General features: G+C 61.9%; 25 protein-coding genes. 10 read left to right on the top strand and 15 right to left on the bottom strand.

The features are described from left to right. Positions 1 to 18 precede the first annotated feature (18 nt). From ACK3SC_RS11495 to ACK3SC_RS11480, 4 genes are all read right to left on the bottom strand, one after another. Positions 19 to 1,368 (bottom strand): hypothetical protein, encoded by a 1,350-nt coding sequence (locus ACK3SC_RS11495; RefSeq protein ID WP_416840324.1) that lies wholly within the window; start codon positions 1,366 to 1,368, stop codon positions 19 to 21. Between the two features lie 172 nt (positions 1,369 to 1,540). Further along, entirely contained in the window at positions 1,541 to 3,169 is a 1,629-nt protein-coding gene (gene ggt, locus ACK3SC_RS11490) for a gamma-glutamyltransferase (RefSeq protein ID WP_416840323.1), read from the bottom strand. 131 nt (positions 3,170 to 3,300) lie between these two features. Then, positions 3,301 to 4,068 carry an ABC transporter permease gene (locus ACK3SC_RS11485; protein WP_416840322.1) on the bottom strand — a complete coding sequence of 256 codons (768 nt, stop codon included), beginning with the start codon at positions 4,066 to 4,068 and terminating at the stop codon, positions 3,301 to 3,303. After that, positions 4,065 to 5,018: an ATP-binding cassette domain-containing protein gene (locus ACK3SC_RS11480; protein WP_416840321.1), complete on the bottom strand. Its 954-nt coding sequence runs from the start codon at positions 5,016 to 5,018 to the stop codon at positions 4,065 to 4,067. Before ACK3SC_RS11480 ends, ACK3SC_RS11485 begins: the two co-directional genes overlap by 4 nt. Positions 5,019 to 5,333: 315 nt before the next feature. On the opposite strand from ACK3SC_RS11480, the gene ACK3SC_RS11475 reads away from it, so the two are divergent. From ACK3SC_RS11475 to ACK3SC_RS11460, 4 genes are all read left to right on the top strand, one after another. Next, entirely contained in the window at positions 5,334 to 5,609 is a 276-nt protein-coding gene (locus ACK3SC_RS11475; RefSeq protein ID WP_416840319.1) for a hypothetical protein, read from the top strand. Beyond that, on the top strand, positions 5,606 to 6,637 hold the full coding sequence (gene aceA, locus ACK3SC_RS11470; protein ID WP_416840318.1) for an isocitrate lyase: 1,032 nt from the start codon (positions 5,606 to 5,608) through the stop codon (positions 6,635 to 6,637). The genes ACK3SC_RS11475 and aceA overlap by 4 nt, the downstream gene beginning before the upstream one ends. Positions 6,638 to 6,699: 62 nt before the next feature. Further along, positions 6,700 to 8,001 carry a malate synthase AceB gene (gene aceB / locus ACK3SC_RS11465; protein ID WP_416840317.1) on the top strand — a complete coding sequence of 434 codons (1,302 nt, stop codon included), beginning with the start codon at positions 6,700 to 6,702 and terminating at the stop codon, positions 7,999 to 8,001. Positions 8,002 to 8,207: 206 nt separating this feature from the next. After that, entirely contained in the window at positions 8,208 to 8,750 is a 543-nt protein-coding gene (locus tag ACK3SC_RS11460; RefSeq protein ID WP_416840316.1) for a DUF4112 domain-containing protein, read from the top strand. A 77-nt stretch (positions 8,751 to 8,827) separates the two neighbouring features. Here ACK3SC_RS11460 and ACK3SC_RS11455 read toward each other — a convergent pair whose 3' ends face one another. Continuing rightward, entirely contained in the window at positions 8,828 to 9,826 is a 999-nt protein-coding gene (locus ACK3SC_RS11455; RefSeq protein WP_416840314.1) for a DMT family transporter, read from the bottom strand. Between the two features lie 181 nt (positions 9,827 to 10,007). On the opposite strand from ACK3SC_RS11455, the gene ACK3SC_RS11450 reads away from it, so the two are divergent. The 3 genes from ACK3SC_RS11450 (at position 10,008) to rnhB (ending at position 13,149) form a co-directional block, all read left to right on the top strand. After that, entirely contained in the window at positions 10,008 to 11,291 is a 1,284-nt protein-coding gene (locus ACK3SC_RS11450) for a tRNA pseudouridine(54/55) synthase Pus10 (protein ID WP_416840313.1), read from the top strand. A 110-nt stretch (positions 11,292 to 11,401) separates the two neighbouring features. Continuing rightward, positions 11,402 to 12,421, top strand: coding sequence for an alpha/beta fold hydrolase (locus tag ACK3SC_RS11445; RefSeq protein ID WP_416840312.1), 1,020 nt, complete (start codon positions 11,402 to 11,404; stop codon positions 12,419 to 12,421). 80 nt (positions 12,422 to 12,501) lie between these two features. Then, on the top strand, positions 12,502 to 13,149 hold the full coding sequence (gene rnhB / locus ACK3SC_RS11440; protein ID WP_416840311.1) for a ribonuclease HII: 648 nt from the start codon (positions 12,502 to 12,504) through the stop codon (positions 13,147 to 13,149). Positions 13,150 to 13,227: 78 nt separating this feature from the next. On the opposite strand, the gene ACK3SC_RS11435 is transcribed toward rnhB, so the two are convergent. From ACK3SC_RS11435 to secF, 3 genes are all read right to left on the bottom strand, one after another. Further along, a complete protein-coding gene (locus ACK3SC_RS11435; protein ID WP_416840310.1) occupies positions 13,228 to 13,464 on the bottom strand; it encodes a hypothetical protein in 237 nt (78 codons plus the stop codon). 254 nt (positions 13,465 to 13,718) lie between these two features. Beyond that, positions 13,719 to 15,290 carry a preprotein translocase subunit SecD gene (gene secD, locus ACK3SC_RS11430; protein ID WP_416840308.1) on the bottom strand — a complete coding sequence of 524 codons (1,572 nt, stop codon included), beginning with the start codon at positions 15,288 to 15,290 and terminating at the stop codon, positions 13,719 to 13,721. After that, positions 15,287 to 16,150 (bottom strand): protein translocase subunit SecF, encoded by an 864-nt coding sequence (gene secF, locus ACK3SC_RS11425; RefSeq protein ID WP_416840307.1) that lies wholly within the window; start codon positions 16,148 to 16,150, stop codon positions 15,287 to 15,289. The genes secD and secF overlap by 4 nt, the downstream gene beginning before the upstream one ends. 131 nt (positions 16,151 to 16,281) lie before the next feature. Between secF and ACK3SC_RS11420 the strand changes: the two genes are divergently transcribed. After that, the gene (locus ACK3SC_RS11420) at positions 16,282 to 16,638 is read left to right on the top strand and encodes a hypothetical protein (protein ID WP_416840305.1); all 357 of its coding nucleotides are present in this window, start codon (positions 16,282 to 16,284) and stop codon (positions 16,636 to 16,638) included. 15 nt (positions 16,639 to 16,653) lie between these two features. Here ACK3SC_RS11420 and ACK3SC_RS11415 read toward each other — a convergent pair whose 3' ends face one another. The 3 genes from ACK3SC_RS11415 to ACK3SC_RS11405 all read right to left on the bottom strand — a co-directional run bounded on the left by ACK3SC_RS11415 (position 16,654) and on the right by ACK3SC_RS11405 (position 18,823). After that, complete coding sequence (locus ACK3SC_RS11415; protein WP_416840304.1) at positions 16,654 to 17,505, bottom strand: hypothetical protein; 852 nt, start codon at positions 17,503 to 17,505, stop codon at positions 16,654 to 16,656. A gap of 122 nt (positions 17,506 to 17,627) precedes the next feature. Then, positions 17,628 to 18,101 (bottom strand): DUF5812 family protein, encoded by a 474-nt coding sequence (locus ACK3SC_RS11410; RefSeq protein ID WP_416840303.1) that lies wholly within the window; start codon positions 18,099 to 18,101, stop codon positions 17,628 to 17,630. A gap of 188 nt (positions 18,102 to 18,289) precedes the next feature. Next, positions 18,290 to 18,823 (bottom strand): hypothetical protein, encoded by a 534-nt coding sequence (locus ACK3SC_RS11405; RefSeq protein WP_416840302.1) that lies wholly within the window; start codon positions 18,821 to 18,823, stop codon positions 18,290 to 18,292. Positions 18,824 to 18,896: 73 nt separating this feature from the next. On the opposite strand from ACK3SC_RS11405, the gene ACK3SC_RS11400 reads away from it, so the two are divergent. Next, positions 18,897 to 20,189: a glucose-6-phosphate isomerase gene (locus tag ACK3SC_RS11400; protein WP_416840301.1), complete on the top strand. Its 1,293-nt coding sequence runs from the start codon at positions 18,897 to 18,899 to the stop codon at positions 20,187 to 20,189. A gap of 22 nt (positions 20,190 to 20,211) precedes the next feature. Here the strand turns inward: ACK3SC_RS11400 and ACK3SC_RS11395 are convergent, their stop codons facing one another. Both ACK3SC_RS11395 and ACK3SC_RS11390 read right to left on the bottom strand, forming a co-directional pair. Next, positions 20,212 to 21,552 carry a TIGR00341 family protein gene (locus ACK3SC_RS11395; RefSeq protein ID WP_416840300.1) on the bottom strand — a complete coding sequence of 447 codons (1,341 nt, stop codon included), beginning with the start codon at positions 21,550 to 21,552 and terminating at the stop codon, positions 20,212 to 20,214. Between the two features lie 102 nt (positions 21,553 to 21,654). Further along, positions 21,655 to 22,671 (bottom strand): DHH family phosphoesterase, encoded by a 1,017-nt coding sequence (locus ACK3SC_RS11390; RefSeq protein ID WP_416840299.1) that lies wholly within the window; start codon positions 22,669 to 22,671, stop codon positions 21,655 to 21,657. Positions 22,672 to 22,842: 171 nt separating this feature from the next. Between ACK3SC_RS11390 and ACK3SC_RS11385 the strand changes: the two genes are divergently transcribed. Beyond that, positions 22,843 to 23,580 carry a CPBP family intramembrane glutamic endopeptidase gene (locus tag ACK3SC_RS11385; RefSeq protein ID WP_416840297.1) on the top strand — a complete coding sequence of 246 codons (738 nt, stop codon included), beginning with the start codon at positions 22,843 to 22,845 and terminating at the stop codon, positions 23,578 to 23,580. A gap of 39 nt (positions 23,581 to 23,619) precedes the next feature. On the opposite strand, the gene ACK3SC_RS11380 is transcribed toward ACK3SC_RS11385, so the two are convergent. Together ACK3SC_RS11380 and ACK3SC_RS11375 are read right to left on the bottom strand one after the other, a co-directional pair. Continuing rightward, positions 23,620 to 24,078, bottom strand: coding sequence for an NOB1 family endonuclease (locus ACK3SC_RS11380; RefSeq protein ID WP_416840295.1), 459 nt, complete (start codon positions 24,076 to 24,078; stop codon positions 23,620 to 23,622). 7 nt (positions 24,079 to 24,085) lie between these two features. After that, positions 24,086 to 24,331, bottom strand: coding sequence for a PRC-barrel domain-containing protein (locus tag ACK3SC_RS11375; protein ID WP_416840293.1), 246 nt, complete (start codon positions 24,329 to 24,331; stop codon positions 24,086 to 24,088). Positions 24,332 to 24,405: the final 74 nt, after the last annotated feature.

Raw genomic sequence — 24,405 nt, 5'->3', positions numbered from 1 at the left:
GCGAACGACCCTGCCGCCTTACCGCGACTGAATTAGATACGCCAGTGCTGCCCCGCTCGCAGCACCGACAGCAACGCTGGCGGGGTCCAGTTTCGGGAGCACACTCGTTGGGCTCTCGTGGACTCGTGAGACCGTCGGTGTCCCCTCCTCGGGAACGTCGATGACGTATTCGTGAACCTCGCCAGACGACATCGACTTCTTGAGTTCCCTATCCAGTGGGTCGATTCCGAGACCAGCAACCTGTACCTGCATGTCGTACGTCGTCTTGTTGGTCGCGACCACTGCGAGTCGGTATCTCCCCGGTGGGGCGTCGTATCGATACCGCGTCGCCCACACGTCGGTCCGGCGGCGGTCCATGTATGCCGCGTTATTTCTCCTGACCGGGTTCCCCTCTGGGTCGACGACGGCGAGTGAGACGGCGGCCGTATCGACTGCGACGCGCACGACTCGCGACAGGAGGTGGCCAAAGTCGTCACGAGTGTTACTCTCCACTGGCGACGTTATGTCCGCGCTCGACCGAATCGCCCGGTCCCAGCGATTGAACACGAAGGCGTCGTACTCAGAGTATCCTGAGACGGGGAGCGTCTTGCTCACGTCGATTGTGAACGTCCGTGTGGTCTGTTGATACTGCTTCGCTGGGAAGTTCGGGTCGTAGAGTGCGAGTCGTGCTCCATCGGGAGTGTCCGTGTAGTCGTAGACGAGAACCTGATGAGACGACCCCGACACCGTGTTGACGAGTGTGACGCCGGCCGTCCCGAACTCGTCTATGACCGCGGCCAACGCGGCGAGTTCGGCTTCGAAATCGATGCGTTTCGGGCGAAACATCCGGCGGCGGCCAAGCCACGCGTGGATATCGAGCAGTTGCCGCGACTGGTAGTGGTCGATGAGGTCGCCAATCGGCCCTTCGTCGGACCCGAGTGGGATCTCCGGGTCGGACACCTCGGCAGCGACGTCGACTTCGCTGGGGAGGTCGTCAGGTTGTTCGAAGTATCGTTGTGCTGCATAGGTCATGCCGTAGCAGTGACCGTTCGATGCAGCGAGTTGGTTGACCGAGACCGAGAGTTGCTGAGAGACGAGGTTCAGCAGCGACCCCGGCGTATTCGAGAGTGCGAGTCCGAATACGTCGGTGAAGGTGCCTTTCCACTCACGCCGAATTCGCTCTTCGACCGATTCCGGGTCGATCTGGACGTGTTCGTGTTCTGGATACCACGTGTCCGTCGACGCCCAGTTCGGAAATCCGAATCCGTCTCTCGATGGGTCGAAACGAGTCGCAGACTGCGACGCTCCGGCGACTTCTGCGAGGCCGCCAGCGAAGCTCACGGCAGTGCCAGCACGTGCAAGAAATTGCCGTCGCCCGAGCCGAACCATGCACCATCTGTCGGGTGGTACCTCTTTAGCGTTACCCACACGATAGCATACGACATACATACCACTGTTAGCCAGTGGCTCGTCAGGTCAGGTCAGGTCAGGTCAGGTCAGGTCAGGTCAGGTCAGGTCAGGTCAGGTCAGGTCAGGTCAGGTCAGGTCAGGTCAGGTCAGGTCAGTAGCCTGCGACCTGTCCGTCTTTTCGCGGTTCGGTGGCCCCCGAAAGTGTGCCGTCGTCCCACCGGGCAACCTGTGCGCCGCCGAACATCGATGCTGGGAGGACTCGAACGTCGTGTCCCTTTCGGGCGAGTTTCGCGCCGATACTGCCTGCGAGTCGGTCCTCGACTGCCAGCGTTCCGTCTTCGCGGTATCGCCACCGGGGGGCGTCGAGCGCGGCCTGTACAGGCAGGCCGTAGTCGACGATGTTCGAGACAACCTGGACGTGCCCTTGCGGTTGCATGTACCCACCCATCACACCGAAGGCCGCCCAGTCGTTTTTACCAAATTCGAGGAGGCCCGGGATGAGCGTGTGGAACGGGCGCTTTCCGGGTTCCAATCGGTTCGGGTGGTCGGCTTCGAGCGAGAACGACGCACCACGATTCTGTAGTGCGATGCCGGTGTCGCCCGCGACCAATCCGGAGCCGAATCCGGCGAACCGCGAGTTGATGAACGAGACGACGTTGCCGGCGGCGTCGGCGACACAGCAGAGGACGGTGTCGGCGTCTTCTGCGTGGGCGTCTGGAACGCCGAACGTCACGTCGTGATTCGCCTCGTCACCGAGTTCTTCGGCCCGTTTCGCCGCCCACTCACGTGAGGCGAGCGGAGGGATATCCTCGTATTCGGGGTCGGTGATGTATCGATGCCCATCGTGGAATGCGACTTTCATCGCCTCTGCGAATCGGTGGACCGATTCGGCCGACCCAGACGGGTGTGACCCAGCATCGAGTTCGTCCGCGACGTTGAGGGCTTCGAGCGCGATGAGTCCCTGATTGTTCGGCGGGAGTTCGTACACCTCGACTCCTCCATACTGTGTCGAGACTGGGTCCACGAACTCGGGTTCGAAGGACGCCAGGTCGTCAGTCGTCAGAAAACCGCCGTTCGACTGCACTTCGCCGGCGATAGCCGCCGCGACGTCGCCTTCGTAGATGACGTCTGCACCGTCTTCGGCGACTCGTTCGAGGGTTCGACCCAGCTTCGGGAGTGTGACAGTCTGTCCGACCGTCGGTGCAGCACCGTCGAACAGGTACGCGTCGCGGGCGTGGTCGGATACGAACACGTCTTCGCCGTGTTGCCACTGCGCCGAAACGACCTCCGTCACGGGATAGCCTGCCGTTGCGTAGTGAATCGCCGGTTGGAGCACGTCGGCCAGCGATTTCTTGCCGAAGCGGTCGATGGTCGCTTCCCACCCACGGGCCGTCCCGGGGACCGTGACGGTGTGGGCACCTCGCTCCGGCATCGTCGCTTCAGAGCGCGGGACATTGTCCGCGTCAGCGATTGCCTGACGGACGTTTTCGCGCGTCGCCGCCGCGGGCGCGCCGCCACAACTTCGCATCGCACCAACCTCGCCGTCGGCAGTCCGGTAACAGGCGAAGACGTCGCCGCCGAGACCCGTCGACGTGGGTTCGACGACGTTCAGGGCCGCCGCGGCAGCGACAGCGGCATCGAAGGCGTTGCCACCGCGTGAGAGAATCTCCACGCCCGCCTGTGCGGCCAGCGGTTGGCTCGTCGCGACGACGCCGTTCGGTGCGTAGACAGTCGAACGCCGGGAGGTAAACCGGTCGAGGTCAGGGGTAGAGTCGGGCATGGAACGAGATTCGGAAACACACCGCATAGACTTTCGCTTCGCGGAGACGCGGGTGTCGACGACAGCGGGACGAACAGAAACAACACGAGAGACGAATGCTGCGAAGACGGCGTTCGCAGTCGGCGAGTCAGTCAGTCGGTCAAGCCGTAGCCACGCTGGAAGAGCACAACGTCGATGGCGACGATGACGAGCGTGAGCGCCGAGAGGATACCGAGCGAGAGGTTCGGGTCGACTTCGGTGACGCCGAGGAACCCGTATCTGACGCCGTTGACCATGTAAATCATCGGGTTGAGGAGCGACGCCTGTCGGAACAGTTCCGGAATCTCGTTGAGGGAGTAGAAGACGCCGCCGAAGAAGACGAGCGGCCGGAGGATGAACTGGTTCATCATCGTCAGGTCGTCCCAGTCTTCCGCCCAGAGGCCGCCGACAACGCCGATGGCGGCGAACAGGAGCGTGATGACGAGCATGAACGCGACGAGATAGAACGGTCTGGCGACGCCGACGGCAGTGAAGAACAACCCGATGAGGGCGATGAGGACACCGACGACGAGGCCACGCGTCGCGCTGGCGAAGATGTACGCACCGACCATCGACGAGTACGACAGCGGCGACGTGAGCGCCTCTTCGATGTAGCGGTTCCAGCGGCCGTGGAAAATCGAGAACGACGCGTTCTCGAAGGCGTTCGAGACTGCGCCGAGGACGATGAGTCCGGGGAGGATAAAGAGGATGTAGGGGACGCCCGCAATCTGGTCGATGCGCTCGCCGAGGATGACGCCGAACACCGAGAAGTACAGCACGTTCGTGATGAACGGCGGCGCGAACGTGTTCCGGGGGCGACGGACGAACCGGAGGATTTCACGCCGCAGCAGGGCGTAAAATCCCGTCAGATTGTAGTTCACTGGTCGACCTCCATCGTCGCACGACCTTCGCCCTGTCTGGTCATCTCGACGAACACCTCTTCGAGCGACGTGCGCGAGATTTCGAGGTCGACGATTTCGTGTCCCGCCTCGTCGAGCAACTGTACCACGTCGGGGGCGACGAGGCCACCCTGTTGGGCGGTGACGACGAGACGAGTGCCGTCGAGTTCCACGGATTCGACTCGGTCGTCGTCCGCTGCGAAGTCGGGGATAGCGGTCGGCGCGTCACGCAGTTGGACGACGATGTCGTCGGTGCCGCGGTCCATCAGTTCCTCGGGACTCGCGACTTCGATGATGCGACCGGCGTCGAGAATCGCCACTTCGTCACAGAGGCGCTCTGCTTCCTCGATGTAGTGGGTGGTGAGGAGAATCGTCGTCCCCTTGTCGTTGAGGTCGATGATGGTCTCCCACAGTTCGTGACGGAGTTGCACGTCGACACCGGCGGTCGGTTCGTCGAGGATGAGCAAGTCCGGGTTGGTGATGAGCGCCCGTGCGAGCATGAATCGGCGTTTCATCCCGCCGGAGAGCCAATCGAAGCGCGTGTCGCGCTTGTCGTAGATGCCGACGCGCTTGAGCACCTCTTCGGCCCGTTCTCGCGCTTCGTCCCGTGGGACCCCGTGATAGCCGGCTTTCGTCTGCAAAATCTCGATGATAGGGAAGAATTTGTCGACGTTGAACTCCTGCGGGGCCAACCCGATCAGGTCGCGTGCCTCGCGGTAGTCGTCTTCGACGTCGTAGCCGAAGACGTTCGCCGTCCCGCCGGATTTGCGGACGAGGCCGACGAGGATGTTGATGAACGTCGTCTTCCCGGCACCGTTGGGACCCAACAGGCCGAAGAACGACCCTTCGGGCACGTCGAGGTCGATGCCATCGAGCGCCCTCACCTCACCGTAGGACTTCGTCAGATTTCGTATCTCTATCGCAGATGACATTCGTTGGTGCGTCGTCAGAGGTGGACGCGATTAAGCGTACTGTACGCGGAATGCACTGTGAATAAATGACACAGTCGCAGTAGAACCCCATGGTATGTTCTGGCATGACAAATTAGGCCCTAATATCCGACTGTACCAAAATAAGTCATTAACGAATATTATCATTATAAATGATTAACTTTTAATATCGCCTTCGAGTCGGACCGAGTGAGGTAACGCACAATGGTAGTATCCGCAGTATCCGCGAAAGCACACCACAACTCGACCCACAACCGCTTCGACCGCTATCGACCACCCACACCACCGACGTAACCAATGACAAACCGATCCGACTCGACCCGTACCGACACGACGACTCGTTCGACGACCAACACAGCTTCGACGGCTATCACACGGTCGACGACTACTCGCCCTCCCCGGCCATCGCGACGCTACCCCACCAACATCGAGAACATGGACGCGCCGCTCGTTCCCTTCATCCAGCAACCCGGTGAGGGAGACGAGATGACGACTATCCGGCGAGAACTCGCCGCGCTTCGTACCCAGCTGAACCGCATCGAACAGACGATGCAGCCCACCGAAACCCAATGAATCCAACCGAACTCGACAGCGACGTCTTTACCCGCGATATCGACAATCCGAAAGCCCGCGAACTCCGGGAGATGCTGAACACTCAGGACTTCGTGTTCGCCCCCGGGATGTACCACGCACTGGACGCCCGCCTCGCCGAGATGACCGGCCACGACGCCGCCTACATGTCCGGCTATTCGACGGTCCTCGGCCAGTTCGGCTTCCCCGACCTCGAGATGGTCACGATGACGGAGATGGTCGAAAACGCCAAGCGAATGGTCGAGGCGACGAACCTCCCAATCATCGCCGACTGCGACACTGGCTATGGCGGAACTCACAACGTCCGCCGCGCCGTCCGCGAGTACGAGAAAGCCGGCGTCGCTGCGATTCACATCGAGGACCAGACGACGCCGAAGCGCTGTGGCCACATCGCCGGCAAGCAAATCGTCTCCCGCGAGAAGGCCCGCGCTCGCTTCGAAGCGGCGGTCGATGCCAAACAGAGCGACGACACCATCATCATCGCTCGGACCGACGCCTACGGCTCGTCGAACGGTGACTGGGACGAACACCTCGAACGCGGGCGCATCTACGCCGACGCAGGCGTCGACCTCGTCTGGCCAGAGATGCCCAACCCGAGTCGGGAAGACGCAGTCGAGTACGCCGAGACGATTCACGAGACGCATCCCGACCTGAAACTCGCGTTCAACTACTCGTCGTCGTTCGCGTGGTCGAACGAAGACGACCCGCTCACGTTCCAGGAACTGGGTGACCTCGGCTACAAGTACATCTTCATCACGCTGTTCGGCCTCCACTCCGGCGCGCACGCCGTCTACGAGGACTTCAAGAAACTCGCTGAAGAAGACGAAGAGGGACAGTTCGACCTCGAACAGCGCTATCTCGGTCACCCGACCGAGAGCCACCACGAACTCTCGTTCGTCTCGCGGTATCAGGATATCGAGACGACGTTCGACCCCGAAGCACGGCGTCGGATCGAGGAGTCAGAAGGCTTCAGCGAAGAGCAAGCAGACCCCATCACGTCGGACGACTAGGGGCACCACACAGATTTTTACTTGTGCCACTCATTAACACACCATAATTTGGAGAGACAACAATGACAGAGAGAAGACACGACAGAGCATTCGTTCGGACCTTCTTCACCTCGCCGACAGCCGTCGAAGGTGAAGCAGACTCCGCGAAGATGCTTCGACGCGCCTCCCAGCTCCGCGGCATGCAGGCCCCGGACGTGTGGGTTCCAGACAACGAAGACGCGACAGCACCCTCGATGCGCGACGAAGGTGCCGAAAACATCATCGAAGTCGTCGCCGAAGCAGGTGCCGACTTCCCCGGTGAAATCCATCCCCGGATGGTCTGGCACCGCGACAGTCCCGCGACACGGTATCAGGGATTCCAGCACATGCTGCAGATTGCCGACCCAGAACGCGGGGCAATCGAACACATCGACGGGTTCGTCATCCCCGAAGTCGGCGACATCGACGACTGGAAGAAGGCCGACGAGTTCTTCACCATCGTCGAAACCGAGTACGGACTCGAAGAGGGCAGTCTCGCCATGTCCGTCATCATCGAGAGCGGACAGGCCGAACTCGCGATGGGGAAACTCCGCGAGGAGATGGGCAAGCCAACCAACAACCTCGAACGACTGTTCCTCCTCGTCGATGGTGAAGTCGACTACACGAAGGACATGCGAGCGTTCACACCGACGGGCGAACTGCCGTCGTGGCCGGAACTTCGACACAACACCTCACGGGGTGCGAGCGCCGCCGGGTGTATCGCAGTCGATGGCCCGTACGACGACATCCGCAACGTCGAAGGCTACCACGAGCGGATGACGGAGAATCAGGCCAAAGGGATGCTCGGCATCTGGTCGTTGACGCCCGGACAGGTCGTCGAAGCGAACACGTCGCCGCTCCCGCCGAAGACCGGGAGTTGGCTGCTTGACGTGGACGGCGAGCAGGTCGAACTCGAATCAGTGGACGGCGTCGAACTGTACGACGGCGACCGACTGTCGCTCACGCAGACCGACGACGGGTACGAACTCCGCGTCGGCGGCGACACGCGACTCCTCGACGAGGACGAACTCCGCGAGGAACTCCACGACCTGACCTCGTACGTTCCGAGTATGGACGATATCGTCGACTCCATGGAAGAGTTCGAGGCCGCAAAGGAGGCCGGGAGAGGTGCCATCGCCATGGAGCAAGCAGCGACGCTCCGCATCGGCGGGACCGAACTCTCGATAGCCAAAGACCGGATGTGGGACGAAGCGACCTATCAGGCCGCGATGACGCCTATCAGCCTGTTCCAGGACGTCTACGAGAACCGCCCGGACCAACACGACGAGTTGAACGAACGCTACGGCGCGAACGTCGTCGAGCGCGCGATCGAGGTTGGTCTCTGAAGACGGCGATACCGACCCATTCGAGGGGACCGTCGCCCTCGCTTCCGACCCGACGGCGGTACAACGCTGGTTGTAACTCTACCCCAGCACGTCGCCCGGTACCGTGGGGGCGACGTGCTACTCATTTTTGACGACTGTTCTGTCCTGACGACTGTTCTGCCCACGTCGACGCCACGCTCAAGACTGCGCAACGCGATACGTCCATCGTGGACGACTCGACGCTCCAACGCGGCGGAGAACGCCTGCTCGAACCCGACGCAATCGTCGATTTCGACGACGCGACGCCCGAAGAGACACTGGCTAGACTCCGGACTGTGAGTCACTACCTCGACAACGCGATCGAAATCCCGGGGACGAACTACCGCATCGGCCTGGACCCGATACTCGGTCTCATCCCCGGAATCGGAGACACGGCAGCGTCGGCGATGTCGGCGTACATCCTCGTCGAGGCGGCGATGATGGGTGTGCCTCGTGCGACGCTCGCTCGAATGTTCGGGAACGTGCTTCTGGATACAGTCTTCGGCTCGTTGCCGTTCGTTGGCGACGTGTTCGACGTCGCGTGGAAGGCGAACGCCCGAAACGTTCGACTGCTCGAAGAACGCTTCGACGACCTGTCTGGAGAGCGAGTCGAAGCAGACAGACGAATCCTCCTCGTTGCCGTCGCCATCATCACGGTTCTCCTGGTTGCACTCGGTGTCGGCATCGCGCTCGTCGCGTTGTGGGTACTCGGGCAGTTTGGGCTGTTCTAGGCGACACAGCCAGCGAACCTTTTTATCCGAAGACGGGAGCAGTTCGTCGCAGTCGATGGGAGAGAACAGCCGAAAAGTCAGTCGTCTGCGGGCACGCTGTCCGGGTCAGCAGAGACCGGTTCGTAGTCGCCAACCAAGCGAAGCGCGACGACGCCAGTTCGGACACAGAACCCGTACACGAACGGGACGAGCGCCCGACGCTTCATCAGCGCGAATCCAGTGAGGATGAACGCGAACCCGGCCACCGTCGAAATGCCAATCTCCTCACCGAGGAACGCCCACCCGCTGAGCGCGGCGACGATAGGGACGGCGTAACTCACGAGGTTGATCTCGATGGCACCGATGCGCTCTAAGAGAACGAAGTAGATGATGAACCCGGCGGCGCTGCACAGGACCGCCAGAAAGAGCAACGCTCCCACGACGAGCGGTGACCACTCGACTGTGGCGAGTCCCGGCTCGCCCAGAACGGGGCTCACGACGTGCAGGAGTCCCGCACCGAGGAGCATCATCCACGACTGCATCGCCACGACCGGAGGGTTGCCGGGCAGGCGCTTGACGAGGACGGTCCCGAACGCCCAGCTGATTGCGGCGAGGAAGAGCAAGACGACGCCAAGGAGTTGTCCACCGACAGACCCCGACGAGAGTGCGATGACGACGGTGCCGACGAGTCCGAAGCCCACACCGAGGAAGCCACCGGCGTCGAGTCGTTCTTCGGGGAGCATCGACCACGCGAAAAGCGGTGTGAGAATCGGAGAGAGACTGAGAACGATTGCCGCGACACCGCTCGTGACGTAGCGCTGACCGGAGAACAGGAGTGCGAAGTGCGCGCCGATGAGGAGTGCAGCGCCGACGCCGACGACGACCCACTCGTCACGACCACGTGGCCGCCAATCTTCGGCGGCAAGCAGGCCATAGACGAACAGCACCGCCCCGGCAACGTCGTACCGGAGTGCAGCAAAGAGCGCCGGTGGGAGAACCTCCAATCCGACTTCGATAGCGATGAACGACGTCCCCCAGAGAACGGCGAGCGTGACGAACAGTGCGAGATTTCGATGTGTTTGCGTTCCGATAGACACGATAGTTCGACCTTCGGTCCAGATGATGAATCGGCTACCACGCCCCAGTACATCAATTTTCTCGGAGTCACGGTACCACCACACCTGACGCGTGTTGACATACGTCTCGGATTTTAGACGGGTCAAAAACTGGCGTCCGAACAAAGTAAGGTAGTTACGCCCGCCCCGAGAGAATCCGAGTATGAGTATCCTCGACGACGCCCGCGAACTCGCTGCGAGCGGGCCGGTCTGTGACGCCTGTCTCGGCCGGGCGTTCGCCGACCGAAGTTTCGGGTTGACGAACGCCGAACGAGGGCAGTCGCTGCGAATCGCCGCCGCCCTCGACGACGACGAACCGTACGATGCAGTCGAAACCGAAGCGTGCTGGGTCTGTGAAGGCGAGTGTGCACGCTTCGACGAGTGGGCCGAACGCTGTGCGGCGGCCATCGACGACGTGGAAGTCGAGACGTATCAGGTGGGCACGCGTGCACCCCCACTCGTCGAAGAGAACGAGATTCTCCTTCGTGAGGGTGCTGGCCTCCCAGACGACGCCGGCGAACTGTTCAAATCCGAGTTCAATCGCGAAGTCGGCAAACGCATCGGCCGTCTCACCGGCACCGAGGTGGACTTCACCCGCCCCGACGTGCAGTTCCTCCTCGACATCGAGGCGGACACTATCGAAGCGCAACTCAACTCGGCGTTCGTCTACGGCCGCTACCGTAAACTCGAACGCGACATTCCACAGACAGAGTGGCCCTGCCGCGAGTGCGACGGCTCGGGCTACAAAGGCAAAGAACTGTGTGACTACTGCGGTGGGTCTGGCTATCTCTACGAAGAGAGCGTCGAAGGGTTCGTCGCACCCATCGTGATGGACGTGATGGACGGCGTCGAAGCCAAGTTCCACGGCGCTGGACGTGAAGACGTGGACGCCCTGATGCTCGGAACGGGCCGGCCCTTCGTCGTCGAAATCATGGAACCACGTCGCCGCAACATCGACGTCGAACAACTCGAAGGCGACGTGAACGCCATGGCCGACGGCGCAATCGAAGTCGAGGGACTCCGTCTCGCCACCTACGACATGGTCGAACGCGTGAAGAAACTCGACGCGAGCAAGCAGTACCGCGCCGCCGTCGAATTCGACGACGACGTGACCGACGAAGACCTGCAGGCCGCACTGGACGAACTCACCGGCGCGACCATCAAGCAGTACACGCCCCACCGCGTCGACCACCGCCGGGCGAGCATCACGCGGACGCGACAGGTCTACGACGCCACCGGCGAACTCGAAGACGCCCGCCACGGAACCGTCGAAATCCACGGCGAGGGTGGCCTCTACATCAAAGAACTCGTCTCCGGCGACGAAGGCCGGACGAACCCGAGTCTCGCTGGCATCCTCGACACGGGCGCGGTCGTCACCGCGCTCGACGTGATTGCTGTCGAAGGCGAAGACGAATCCTTCGAGGACGACGACTTCTTCAAAGACTGAGCAGACGCGGCGTCCACGGGAACGGTCCGAGTTTTTCGAGTCGGTTTCGCACACTATCTGGCTTCTGAGAAGTAGGATTAGGTCACACTGCAACGTATCTCCACGGTGCTATGAACCGAAATTGGACACGAGCGGCCGCCAGTGGTGTTGGCCTCCTCCTCGGTGCGGTGGGTATCACATACTGGCGCTGGAAGCAGGAACGACTCGCTGACCTCGCGGCCGGCAGTGAACTCGTCACGACGGACCGGGGCGTCGTCGAAGTCGCACGACGGGGCTCTGGCTATCCGGTTTTATTCCTCCACGGCGACCCGGGTGGGTACGACCAGGGGTTGATGGCCGGTGGTTCGCTGTTCGGTGACGACGTCGAACTCATCGCCCCGTCACGACCGGGATATCTGCGGACGCCTCTGGGCGACAACGGGCCGCTTGACGACCAGGCAGCCACACTCGTGGCACTCCTCGACGAACTCGAGATCGAGCGTGCAGTCGTCGTCGGCCTCTCGGGCGGCGGTCCAATCGCCCTCCAGATTGCGGCCGACTATCCTGACCGAGTTTCTGGACTCGTACTCCTCTCGGCTATCACCACCGAAATCGACGAACGTATGTTCGACATCGGCAACCCAATCGTCGACCCCCTCCTCACCTCGACACCAGTGCTCGACGTGCAGTCCGGCATCGCCGTAGCACTCCGGCGCTTTGCCCCCGACACGCTCATCCCGATGCTACACAGTGAGCTCTCGACACTCGAAGGTGAGGCGTTCGCCGCGTACGTCGAATCTATCAAGGCTGACCCACAGCTTCGGCAACGGTCACTCGACCTGGTTCCGACCGTTCTCCCGGCGAGTGCACGCATCGACGGGACGCTCAACGACGAGCGGTGGTTCCGTGAACTCCCGAACGTCTCGTACGAATCTATCGAGTGTCCAACCCTCGTCATCCACGGAAAGTTCGATGGGGCAGTGCCTATCCACCATGCCGAGTCCGTAGTCGAGGCAATACCCGACGCTGAATTCGTCCGTCTCGAAGCAGACCACTCTATCGGGGCGAGCCCAGACGTGGACCGGGCCCGTGAAGCGATTCGGACCTTCACCGAGTCGGTGACGGCGTCCAGCGAACCGACGGCACTGTAGCGGGCGGCCGCGTCTCGTGGGGGGCGAAGCGTCGTCGGAGACCGCAATCTTGAATCCCCCACCCCAAGACCCGACCACGTATGCGAATCGGCGTCGACGAGGCCGGAAAGGGACCCGTGCTTGGGCCGATGGTCGCCGCAGCAGTCCGGGCAGACCCAGAGACGCTTCCAGACGGAATCGCCGACTCGAAGCGGCTCTCACCCGGTCGCCGAGAGGAACTCGCGGCGACACTCCGCGAGCGCGACGACATCTCGGTGGGTGTCGCGTTCATCGAACCGGAGACCATCGACGACCCGGAGACGGACATGAATCTACTCACCGTCCGTGCACAGGTCGACGCGGCTGCCGAAATCGCCGCCGACGGCGACGAACTCGTCTGCGACGCGGGTGACGTGAGCGAATCTCGATTCGGGCGTCGCGTCCGCGACGGGGTGGCCGAAGCAGGAATCTCAGTCGACGTTCACGCCCAGCACCGCGCCGACGACGAACACGCCATCGTCGGGGCGGCGAGCATCGTCGCGAAAGTCGAGCGTGACCGACGAGTCGAGGAGATTGCTGTGGAGTACGGCGACGTCGGCAGTGGCTATCCGAGCGACCAGACGACCCGTGACTTCTTGCGGGAGTTCGTCCGTGAACACGGGATTCTGCCGGACTGTGCACGGAAGTCGTGGGCGACGTGTGCCGACGTGCTGGCGGCACACGAACAGGCGTCGCTCGGCGATTTTTAAACAGGCGTCGCTCGGCGACTTTTACTAGTAAAATCGAGCAGTTGGAGGGCGATTCGAGCGGGAGCCGGCGGGCCGAACTTACACCATCTCGTCGAGCGAGACGTACGAGCCTTCTTCGGCGGAAATCCACGTCGTCAGCAGTTCCGCTTCGGAGAGGCCGGTGGGGAAGATGGTACACTCGTCCGGTGCGTCGTCGTACGGGGCGACGATTGCCACGTACTCCACGTCATCGGCAGGGGAGACGTTCGACCCCTGCTCCCTCGTCGTCGTCGTCATCGCGTCCGTGTCGTCGTGTCGAAGTGGAGTCTCTTCCATAGTTGGTATGTACACCGTGATTACCGACGGAGTGGCGGTTTCTCAGAAAACGCTTCACCCAATAGTTCGGCGAGGACGTATAATATTCTGTTGAAATTTCTATGATGTTGAGAGAACGACAGTCATCGTTCGGTGGGACTCACCGGAGTCGACTGGTTCGGTCGCGGAGCAGACCGTGATGTGGCACACTGTCGGGCGGTTCGGCGGACGACAGGACAGGAGAAAAACGAGGTTGCGTGTGCGTTGCGGAGGCGTCAGCGGTCGTCGGTCAGCAGGATGCGGAGGATGTCACCGTAGGCCGGGCGGGTGACGAGGACGCCGATGATGACACCGAGGATGGTGAAGATAGCGAAGCCCTGCAGGTCACCCAGCGAGAGGATGGCCAGTGGACTCATCGCGATGATGGTCGTCGCGGCGGCGGCACCGATGACCCAGAAGGCGCGGCGGAACCGCGACTGGAAGACCTTGCGCGACGACACCGACCCTTCGCCCATCACCTCGTCGGCGATGATGATCAGGTCGTCCACACCGGTCCCGATGACGGCGATGAACCCGGCGATGACCGAGAGGTCGAGCGGATAGCCGATGAGCGCGGCGAATCCGAGGAGGACGTACACCTCGGAGAGACCGGTGACGATCATCGGGAGTGCGACTTCTGGTTTCCCGTAGCGGAGGAAGACCACGCCAGCGACGGCGAGGACGGCGATGATGCCGGTGATGAGCGAGTCGAACTTGAAGTTCTCACCCTGACTCGGCGAGATGTACGACGACGTGCCGCCATCTTCTCCCGAGAGGTCGAGTTTCGCCGGCAGCGCACCGGCACGGAGGTTGATTGCAATCTCCTGTGCTTCGGTGGTGTTGCGCGTCTGCAGTTGGAAACTCGGCGCGTCGGCCCACTCACCGGAGCGCATGCCGTCGGCGAGACCGGGACTCATCCCGAAGGCGTTGACGACTTCGCCGTTGACGACGAGGAGGAGACAGGCGTCGGTCGTGTCTCTGCCGTCTTCGTCCATGTAGGTACATCGGGTCCCGCCCTGTTGGGCGAGGCCAGTCTCGACGACGTCTTGCTGGAAGTCTTCCGCAGGTTCGTCACGGACCGAGACGGGGACGAACGCGCCGCCACCCGTCTGTGGTTCCTGTGCGGTCCCGATAGACGTGAAGTCCGCCTGCGTCAGCACTGCCTCGCGAGTCTCGTAGACTCGAGAGCCGTTCTCCGTCGTCGGGTAGTAGATGTCGATCTGGACCGTCCCGCGTTCGCCGACGAGGTCGACAACGTCCTGTCGGTCACGGTTCGGAACCTCGACGAGGATGAAGTGTTCACCCGTCGCGGTCGTCACCTGCTGGACCGTCCCGCCGGAGAGCCCTGCTTCGTTAATCTTGGATTCGAGGACGCGAACCGTCTCCTCCCGCGTCGTCTCGGTGACGCCGTCTCGGACCTCGCCGTGAGTGTATCCCGCCGCGTCGAGTGCCTGCCCTAACTCGTCGGTCGAGACGTTCTCGATAGTCGCTTCGACCGTGTTGGACTCTGCACCCTGCCGGGCGATGATGTCTGCAGCGTCGGCGTCAGGTATCTGTGCGGCGACCTGCTGTTCGACGACGCGCTCGGTGTCACCGTTGAACTCAACGTCTTCGGCCGTGACGCCCACGAGCGGTGCGCGAATTCGCGTCCCGCCGTCGAGTTGCAGGCCGTATTTGAGGTTGGTGAGGCTGTTTTCCTCACCGATGGCCGGTTGCGACCCGACTGTCGGCGAGAACAGTGCGAACGTCGAGATGAGGATGGCGATGACGAGGAGGACGACTCGCCAGTTGTCGCGGATGGAACTCATCGGGCGACCCCCTCGAACTTGTACCAGCGAAGGAGTGTGACGTTGAGCATGTAGGTGTTCATCAGGTCGGCGGTGAGACCGAAGACGAGGACGGTCCCGATAGCGGCGAGCAGTTGGATTCCGAACAGCGTCGCCGTGATGGTCATGACGATCATGGCCGCGATGGAGGTGAGCGTCATCGTCACACCGGTCTGCATGGCGCGGTAGGTCGACTCGTAGAAGTCACCAGACCGCCGAAGGACGTGGTTGTTCAGGAGGATGTCCGAGTCGACCGAGTACCCGATGAGCATCAAGAGTGCTGCGACGGTTCCGAGCGACAGCTGGATGCCGAGGAGGTTCATCAGTGCCACCGGGATGACGATGTCGGAGAACGCCGAGATGACGACTGCAATCGACGGAACGAACGTCCGGAACATCGCGAACACGAGGATGCTCATCCCTGCGAACGCGACGATGACACCGCCGAGTGCGAGCAGTTGCGTGTCAGCACCGAAGTTTGCAGACACGTTGTCGATCGAGCGGATTTCGTAGCCTGCTGCTTCGGCCTGTGCCTGCAGTTCACCGGGTGACGTGGTTCCGGACTGGAACGTGAGTACGTAGGTTCCGTCCGCAGCGACAGAGCGAACTGACTCGGGGTTCGCATCGAAGGCGGCGAGAACTTCATCCTGTGGTGCATCCGTTGCGATACGGAGTTCGGTGCCACCGGTGAAATCGACGCCCGGGTCTACCGGCGCACCAGTCGCGACGTACCACCCTGCGATGACCAGCAAGGCCACCGCCAGGACCACGAGGGGGACCGCCGCGAGTTGGCGATTGGTGTACCGGGTGTAGTCTACCTCCGGTACCGTGAACTCAACCATGTGTTGCGCTCCTGAGCGATTCGGAATAAGGCTTCTTATGTGTGGTAGGATACGGTGGCGAATCACACGGTCTGACGGCGTCGTGGCGAATCCGCGATAACGCCATACGTCTCGAACAACAATCGTGACGTATGACCGCCGAATCGACGACTGCGGAATCGACTGCCACGAGCGTCGTCGTCTCGTTTCCAGACGAACTGAGCGCGTGGGGGCGCGACCAGTTGACTGCCGACCGATTCGTGAACTATCTCAAGCGCGTCTACGACGAGGCGGCCCCCGGAGTCGAGTGGGACGAGTTCCTCGACGTGGGATGTTGCGGCGACTCGCTCACACTCACCCTTCGTGTCGAGACAGTCGAACCAGCGGGGGCGACGAATCTCTCGGCCGAGACGGACATCGAGTTCGTCGAACGCGAGGGGAGCGTCCACGGCGGATGGTGTGTCCAGAGCGCCGACGGGCCCGTGTCGACGACGGGAAAACAGTCGTAGTCGGGTCTCTCGGCCTCACTCGCACGTGGTCTCGACGGTGCTGACCCACTCGGGGACGGTGACGGTCACGGGGGCAGCAGAATACTGCACGCTGTACACGAGGTCGAACGACCGGTACTCGCCCAGCGGGTTGAGGATGCGTCCGTTTATCGTGTCGACCATCGTGATGTGCGCGGTCATCTCTGCGTCCACGACACGGCCGTCTCGCGTCACTATCTGACCATCCGTCTGGGAGACGTACAAGACTCTGGTGTACGCGCCAGTCCCCGCCATCGCTCGATAGAGCCCGTTCTTCGGAGTGAGGACAGTTCCGCGAGGTGTTTCGGTAGCCTCGAACCGAAGGAGTTGCCCGACGAGAGCGTTCTCGAGGTCGTGCATCCCGTCTTCGTACCGGGTGACGTCACGCGACTGTTCTCGCTCGAACGTGACGGTGTCTCGTCTGATGCAGGCGTCGGGCGCAGAGATTTCGTGGGCGGGGTTGATGTATTCAGTCCGTGTGTACTCGACAGGTGGGTCGGGAGTCAGGTTTTGGTATTTCACCACATACGAGTACCGCTGATCCGGGTCGGGATGGGTACCAGGTGCAGGACCGTGGGCCTCTACCGTGGCGTTCCCCGCATCGTATGCGGCAGTGTGTGTAAACACGACTGGTTCGTCCTGGTACCCGACGAGGGTGATGTTCTCGGTCGAGGTGAAGTCTTGCGGATGGTCCCCCGTCGAATACCACGACTCGTCGTACAGTGTCGTAGCAGACGCGGTCGGAAGTACCATCGGCGCGACCAACGCCAGCCCAACGACCGAGACGAGAACTGTGAGTCCGATACCGGTGAGAATCCGCCGTGAGAGGTGCGGTGGGCGTGGCGTCATCTACGTCTCGAACGAGATACAGAGCCCGATTATATAACCTATCCGCTATATCAGAAAATTCGACATCATTCGTCGGTCGGTCCGGGGTCGACACCCGAAGTCCCTGCGTCGTGTCTCGACTCTCAGGGCATATACCGCACCGAAACGACGCCCGAACTGGCCCGAATCTCGACGCGGTTCACTTCGAGGCGGGCGGCCCGCGCCAGCAGTCCTTCTCGGTCGTCGAGGATGTCGTCGACGGCTTGCTCGGTCAACTCCTCGGGCACAGACAGGATGTGAATCTCACCGATTCCTGCGCGCTCTCGTTTGACGAGTTCGCCCGTCGGGTTCTCGTCGGCAACCGTTCGAGAGGTCGTCGTCGGCGACTCCGACGACCGCTCGACTGAGACGGTCCAACGCGTCTCGACATCGACGAGTTGCCACGAGACGTTCATCGGTGGGTCGGGCGCGACGGTGCCACGGACTACCTCGTTCTCGGATACGCCGGGGTTCGAAGAGAGCGTGTGTACCTGCCCGGAGTGAACGTCTTTCAACACTGCCGACTGCTCGTCGGCCGCCGTCACGAGGAATATCCCCGTTCGTTCGGACTCGGTCATCACCCGGTGTATGCCGTCACGCCTTTTCCGCGTTTCGGGCGCGTTCGATGGTGTGTGGCCATGATTCACACAGACGACGGGGACGAGGTGGCGGGCGAGGGTTCAAGTAGGATACCGACGCCAGACCGTCTCGTGACGCCTCGAACCAGTCGAGGAATCTCACCGCAACAGTCTGTGGACGCCGTAAATCACCGCAACAGTCTGTGGACGCCGTAAATCACCAGCGCGCACACCACCGGCGGGACGATGCCGTACAGCGGCGGCAGGTCGTAGAGGAGTTGCACGACGGGGACGAGCGCCGAAACCGTAATCGGGCCGAGGGTGAACGGTTGCGGCGGCGTCTGCAGGTCCGCCGGAACCGAGATGACGAGGCCAACGTACACCGAGAGCATGAACAGAAAGCCCGTCAGCGCGAGACTCAGGTCGTACCGCCGGTCCGACCCGGTCTTGCGATGTCGCCGTGCGACGAACAGAATCGGCGCGACGAGTGGCGCGACGACGAAGAGACCGACGAGGATGTAGAACGACCGCGAGAGCGTGAGCGACCCACCGGGGACGGCAGCAGTCGCGCCGATGAGGACGACGAGTCCGAAGATGACGAACAGCGAGACGACGCCGGACGCCAGCGCACCGACGAGGACGTAGAGTTTGAAGAGCAACGACTCGCTGTGCCGGAAGGCGTAGGGGAACGCCCCGAAGACACCGCGGTACTCGTCTGTCATTGGCCGGCCGTTAGGAGCGACTGCGATTAAACCGACCGATGTCGTTTTCAGGCCGGCGGACGCGCGTCTCACCATGCAGGTTGACCTCGGGAACGTCCTCGATACGGCATCGGCACACGGTGTCTCGCGCGAGACGCTCGAACGACTCGACGAGCGCGTCGCCGCCGCCCACGACCGAATCCAACAGGGTCGAGACGCGCACGAACACGGCTACGAAGCACTGAACCTCCCGAGTCGGACCGACCCCGACACGATTCGCGAGGCTGTGAGCCGATTCGACGACCCCGACGCAGTCGTCACCGTCGGCATCGGCGGAAGTGCCCTCGGCGCGGCGACACTCACCGACGCCCTCGAAAGCGACGTCGACGCCTACTACCTCGACAACGTCGACCCGGAGGCGGTCGAACGCCTCCTCGACTCACTCGACCTCTCACGAACCGTCGTCAACGTCGTCTCCCGGTCGGGGACGACTGCGGAGACACTCGCAAACTTCCTCGTCGTTCGCGAGGCGATGGCCGACGCCGGCGTCGACTGGGCAGACCAGACGTTCGTCACGACCGGTGAAGAGGGGAACCTCCGTGACCTCGCCGACAAACACGACCTTCCGCTCCTTCCGGTTCCCGATGGCGTCCCGGGTCGGTTCTCGGTCCTCTCGACCGTCGGCCTCGCCGCTGCGGCCCTCTGTGGTCACGACATCGACGCGGTTCTCGACGGCGCGGCGGCACAGGAAGCGCGCCTCTCTGACTCACTGTTCGACTCGCCCGCGTACGCCTACGGTGCCGTCTCCTACGCCCTCGCAGAGCGCGGGATGCTCCAGAACGCGATGATGCCGTACGCCGAATCACTGGAGACGTTCTCCGAGTGGTTCGCGCAGTTGTGGGCGGAGTCACTCGGCAAAGACGGTCTCGGACAGACACCGCTTCGCGCTCTCGGTGCGACGGACCAACACTCCCAACTCCAACTGTACCGCGCCGGCCCGCGCGACAAACTCGTGACGCTCGTCCGCGCGACCGACCGCGACGACGTCGACATCCCCCAAACCGACCTCGACGGACTCGCGTATCTTGGCGGGTCGTCGCTGGGCGAACTCCTCGACGCAGAGTTCGAGGCGACCGAAGCGAGTCTCGTCGCTGCCGACAGACCGAACGTCCGCATCGAAATCGAGCGCGTGGACGAGTACGGCCTCGGTGAACTCCTCTACGCGATGGAGGCGGCCTGTGTCCTCTACGGCGAACTCGCGAACGTCGAGACGTTCGTCCAACCGGCGGTCGAGTGGGGCAAGCGCGCCGCTCGCGGCCTCCTCGGTGGCGGCGACTTCGAAGAAGCAGATGCAGTCGCAGACAAAGAACGCCTCGTCGTCGAGTAGGTAGGTAGACTGGGAGCAGTAGTTAGACCGCCAGCAGTCTCGGCGCGGCAACCTGTTCTGTTATCGTCGCCTCGTCGTCGGATGGAAGCGAGGCATCGACTGCTTCGACGATGACGATGACATCGAAGCCCTGTTTTTCTTTGATTCCGGTGCGAATCTCTTCGGCGAGGCCAGCCGGTGGGATGCCTCCGGGCGAATCGACGAGAACCGTCACTTCGGGGTCTTCACTGAACAGGAGTCCCTGAACTGGTGAGACGTCGATGTGAACTTCGACGAGTCTCACATTTCGGTACTCGTTTTGGGTGAGCACGGCGGCAATCTCGTCGTTCAGGTCATCTTTGAACTGCGCGTCTGCAATCGAAAGAAGGCTAACGACGACGAGGACGATGCCCAACACGAGCAGCGCAAACGTGATGATGCCGAGGAGTTGCAGCGTCCGCTTTCGAGCATAGCCCGTCTGGTCTTCAGCGACTGGGCGGTAGCCACTCAACCACAGGAGACTGAGCGCGACGAGGTTCACCGCGAGGATGTTCACGAGCAGGAGCGTGCCTGCTTCCACGACTGCGAGCGGCGCGTTCCACGCGATACCGATGCCGACGGTTGCTGCCGGCGGAACCAGCGCGACAGCAATCATCGCCCCCACGAGCACCGACGAGACGCCGCGCGTGAGGCTGAACACGGCGGCAACGCCAGCACCGACTGCGAGAACCAGCGAGAGAACGTTCGGCGTGAGTCGCTCTTGGACCTGTGGCACTTCTATCGGGTTGAACCCCGGCGGCACCAACAGCGTCTCTTTGACAAGGAGTGAGAAGACGAGGCCACTCGCGATGGCGAGCAAGACGCCGAACACCTGTAGCCCGACGCCCCGTCGGAACAGTTTGGGTTCGTAGAGGACGCTCCCGACGGACGCGGAGATGGCCGGCCCCATCACTGGTGCGATAATCATCGCTCCGATGATGACTGCGGCCGAGTTCGACAGGAGACCCGTCGTCGCGACGACGGCACTGACTATCGTCATAATGACGAACGTCGAGAGTGGGGGTGCCATATCTTCGGCCCGCGAGACGAGTTCCGCACGCGAGAGCGTCAAATCAGTGTACTTCGAGAGCGTCTCGTCGAACCGCTTCGAGACGACAGTCTCGGCGGTGACGACGATGGTGTAGCCGTCTTCTTCGAGTCCGACGCTCCGAAGTCGAGTCAACACCGGTTCGACTGCACTGGTGGGAAGCGGAAACGAAACTTGCGCCTCGTACTCGCCACGCCCCACCTCTTCACTGACAGCGTAATCTATCCCTTCGTCGTCTAACTCGTCGAGGACCGCTTCCAGACTTCCATTCGGGATGAGGACGTGAACGAGGCGCATCTGGACATATATACGACATTTGGAGTGATAAATTAGTAACTCAGTCATTCGGTAAAATCTAACAATCTCGAAGCTGTGACTGTGTCAAAGCGAGAATAGTCACTACTTCGAGTCGGTCTCGAGATTGAGTTTTGCGAAGAGGCGGCCGGTGACGACTTCTTCGACGATGGCGAGGAGCGTTTCGTCGTCACTCGTGTAGTCTGCAAAGATACCGAGCGGAATCTCCCCACCTGCGACGTCGTGGTGACCGCCGCAACTCCCGACGTCTTCGAACGTCTCTCTGAGGACGTTCCCAGCGTGTATCCGAAGGTCAGGTGACCGGGCACTGAGCTGAATCGCGTCGCCGATGATGCCAAAGACGATGGCCGTTTCGACACCCTCCAGCGTCGCGAGATAGTCAGCGGCTTGCGGAAGTGCATCTCGCTCGACCGTCCGACCGACGTTCGAGATGAGTACCGACCGCTTGACGATTCGATTGTCGATAGCCGTCGCGATCGCGTCGAGTGTCTCACCGGTGACCGGTGGTGACGACAGTCGACGGAGGAGGTCGGAATCGACGAACTCGTTGAGATAGGCTGCCGCTTCGTACTCTCCGCGGGTCGCACCACGGAGGAAGTTGAGTGTCTCTCGCCGGATTGCGAACAGAAGTGCAGTGGCGAGTGCTTCGTCCAGTTCGATGTCGAGTTCACGGAGATACTCGGTGAGAATCGTCGCGGCAGCGCCGAGGTGGTCGCGGTGGTCCACGAATCGCGCCTCGATGGTATTCGATGGGTGGTGGTCGATGACGATGTCCAGGTGCGTCTCTTTCGGAACCCGGTTGTTCGCACCGGGGACCGAGTGGTCGACGAACGCGAGCAACGAACTCGAAGGCCGGTCCCGAATCATCTTGGGGTCGAACTGTTTGAGGTCGATATCGAGGAGATTGACGAAGGCTCGGTTCTGTTGGTGAGAGATATCGCCGTTGTAGAGGATGTGTGGCTCCTCGATTCCAGCAGCCATCGCGATTCGGCCCAGTGCGAGCGCGCTGGCGAGGCAATCAGGGTCGGGATTGTTGTGACAGACGATGTTGAGTTCCTCTCCCTCAGTGAGGAGCTCGTAGAGTTGGTGAGCTGGCCCCATCACTACTCATAGGTGCCGGCACGTGTTAGCTATCAACACTGTCTGCGCGTGACTGTCTGCTTCGAAAGAAAATTCGGTGACGAGCAGACCGGACCCACCGCCTGTCGCGACGGGCGTGAGAGTGACACCGACCCGAATCGGTTATCCGGCCTGCTTCCGAAACTGCAGCCAATGGCACACGACACCGCCCGCACGGCGGCGAGTCCCGGCGACCACCTCCAGGCGTACGGCGGCATCATCATCGTCGTCGCCCTCGCACTCATCGTCGGTTCCGTGTTCGGGGCGCTCGCAGGGAGCATCGCTCGCGGATTCGTCTCGGCGTCGGACCCGCTCGTCGATGCGTTCACGAGCGCAGGGTCGTTCGTCGGGTTCGGCGTCGTCGGCATCGGCTACCTCAGCGTTCGCGACGAGTGGGACCTCATCCGTCTCGAACTGCCGACGAAGCGAGATATCCTGTGGGTTGGCGGTGGGCTCGTCGCTCTGCTCGCGGTGTATCTCGTTGCGACGGCGTTGATGAACGTCCTCGGTATCCAGAGTGGAGAGAGCGTCTTGGCCCAACAGGGACAGGAAAATCCGGTCTACTTCCTCTATCTCACCATCGTCACCATCTTCCTCGTCGGCCCGACTGAAGAGCTCATCTTCCGCGGAATCGTCTACGGCGAACTCCGCCGACTCTGGGGCCCCGCCCCGGCGGTCGTCCTGTCGAGTGCGGTGTTCGCCTCGATTCACCTCTGGTCGTTTTCGGGTGAGGGGATGTTCGTCTCGCTGGCCATGGTGTTCGTCCTCGGGAGCGTCCTCGCAGTCATCTACGAGAAGAGCGGCAACCTCGCTGTCGCCGCACTTGCTCACGGCCTGTTCAACGCGGTTCAGTTCCTCGCCAGTTACGCGCAGGTGACCGGACTGCTCTAAAATAACGAATCGAATCGCTTGAACGCCTCGCGTCTCGAATTACGCTGGGTTCTTCCGCGACAGCCCCATCCCACAGATAGGACAGCGGTCTTTGTTCTCGTCGAACTCGCGGCCACAGCCCTGACACTGGAACTTCCAGTTGCGCTGTTCGGCGATGCCATCTTGGGCGATGACTTCGACCTCGACGTTGAGTCGCTCTGCGACGTTCTGCATCGCGTAGTCGTCGGTGACGAGGATGGCGTCGAGTTCGAACGCGGCGGCGATGAGGCGTGCGTCAGTCTCAGAGAGCGTCTCTCTATCGCCCGTCTCGCCGGCGGCGCGAAGCACTTTGTCGACGGTGCCCTGCCCGGGGATGTGGACGTACATGCCAGCGCCCTCGTGGGCGTCGAATCGGAAGGCGTGTTCGCCGGTGAGTTCTTCTTTGACGAGCGGAATCGACGCCGTCTCGTCGTCAGTGTGGTACTCGTGGATGAACGCAGAAGAGTCGAGAATCCGCATGAGGAAGTTAGCGTTGGACGACGATGTAATCTTTGACTGCTTGCACGCGGTTCACGGGGATGCGGAATCGGCCGTTTTCGTCTCGGTCGAACGAGATGCGACCCGGTGCGATTTCTTCGTTGGGTTGGACGAGCAAGTCGTGGAGTGCCCCCGACTTGAGGTCCATCGTGATGTTGTACAGCATTCCGAGTTCCGTCCCGTCCGAACCCATGACGGCCTTTCCGGAGAGGTTCTCGGCGAGTATGTCGGCCATAGGCAATCCTTCCTCGTGGGGTCACATAAACGCCACGGGGCCGTCTGACGGGCGGCCGACGAATCACCGCTCGA

It is taken from the genome of Haloferax sp. DFSO52 (assembly GCF_048158745.1).
GTDB lineage: Archaea > Halobacteriota > Halobacteria > Halobacteriales > Haloferacaceae > Haloferax.
This window is presented reverse-complemented; position numbering and strand designations above follow the sequence as displayed.

Excerpts from the sequence above, each read along its gene's own strand:
- ACK3SC_RS11495 (WP_416840324.1), bottom strand. The coding sequence starts at position 1,368 with ATGGTTCGGCTCGGGCGACGGCAATTTCTTGCACGTGCTGGCACTGCC.
- ggt (WP_416840323.1), bottom strand. The coding sequence starts at position 3,169 with ATGCCCGACTCTACCCCTGACCTCGACCGGTTTACCTCCCGGCGTTCG.
- ACK3SC_RS11480 (WP_416840321.1), bottom strand. The coding sequence starts at position 5,018 with ATGTCATCTGCGATAGAGATACGAAATCTGACGAAGTCCTACGGTGAG.
- ACK3SC_RS11475 (WP_416840319.1), top strand. The coding sequence starts at position 5,334 with ATGACAAACCGATCCGACTCGACCCGTACCGACACGACGACTCGTTCG.
- aceA (WP_416840318.1), top strand. The coding sequence starts at position 5,606 with ATGAATCCAACCGAACTCGACAGCGACGTCTTTACCCGCGATATCGAC.
- aceB (WP_416840317.1), top strand. The coding sequence starts at position 6,700 with ATGACAGAGAGAAGACACGACAGAGCATTCGTTCGGACCTTCTTCACC.
- ACK3SC_RS11450 (WP_416840313.1), top strand. The coding sequence starts at position 10,008 with ATGAGTATCCTCGACGACGCCCGCGAACTCGCTGCGAGCGGGCCGGTC.
- ACK3SC_RS11445 (WP_416840312.1), top strand. The coding sequence starts at position 11,402 with ATGAACCGAAATTGGACACGAGCGGCCGCCAGTGGTGTTGGCCTCCTC.
- rnhB (WP_416840311.1), top strand. The coding sequence starts at position 12,502 with ATGCGAATCGGCGTCGACGAGGCCGGAAAGGGACCCGTGCTTGGGCCG.
- ACK3SC_RS11435 (WP_416840310.1), bottom strand. The coding sequence starts at position 13,464 with ATGGAAGAGACTCCACTTCGACACGACGACACGGACGCGATGACGACG.
- secD (WP_416840308.1), bottom strand. The coding sequence starts at position 15,290 with ATGAGTTCCATCCGCGACAACTGGCGAGTCGTCCTCCTCGTCATCGCC.
- secF (WP_416840307.1), bottom strand. The coding sequence starts at position 16,150 with ATGGTTGAGTTCACGGTACCGGAGGTAGACTACACCCGGTACACCAAT.
- ACK3SC_RS11420 (WP_416840305.1), top strand. The coding sequence starts at position 16,282 with ATGACCGCCGAATCGACGACTGCGGAATCGACTGCCACGAGCGTCGTC.
- ACK3SC_RS11415 (WP_416840304.1), bottom strand. The coding sequence starts at position 17,505 with ATGACGCCACGCCCACCGCACCTCTCACGGCGGATTCTCACCGGTATC.
- ACK3SC_RS11410 (WP_416840303.1), bottom strand. The coding sequence starts at position 18,101 with ATGACCGAGTCCGAACGAACGGGGATATTCCTCGTGACGGCGGCCGAC.
- ACK3SC_RS11405 (WP_416840302.1), bottom strand. The coding sequence starts at position 18,823 with ATGACAGACGAGTACCGCGGTGTCTTCGGGGCGTTCCCCTACGCCTTC.
- ACK3SC_RS11400 (WP_416840301.1), top strand. The coding sequence starts at position 18,897 with ATGCAGGTTGACCTCGGGAACGTCCTCGATACGGCATCGGCACACGGT.
- ACK3SC_RS11395 (WP_416840300.1), bottom strand. The coding sequence starts at position 21,552 with ATGCGCCTCGTTCACGTCCTCATCCCGAATGGAAGTCTGGAAGCGGTC.
- ACK3SC_RS11390 (WP_416840299.1), bottom strand. The coding sequence starts at position 22,671 with ATGGGGCCAGCTCACCAACTCTACGAGCTCCTCACTGAGGGAGAGGAA.
- ACK3SC_RS11385 (WP_416840297.1), top strand. The coding sequence starts at position 22,843 with ATGGCACACGACACCGCCCGCACGGCGGCGAGTCCCGGCGACCACCTC.
- ACK3SC_RS11380 (WP_416840295.1), bottom strand. The coding sequence starts at position 24,078 with ATGCGGATTCTCGACTCTTCTGCGTTCATCCACGAGTACCACACTGAC.
- ACK3SC_RS11375 (WP_416840293.1), bottom strand. The coding sequence starts at position 24,331 with ATGGCCGACATACTCGCCGAGAACCTCTCCGGAAAGGCCGTCATGGGT.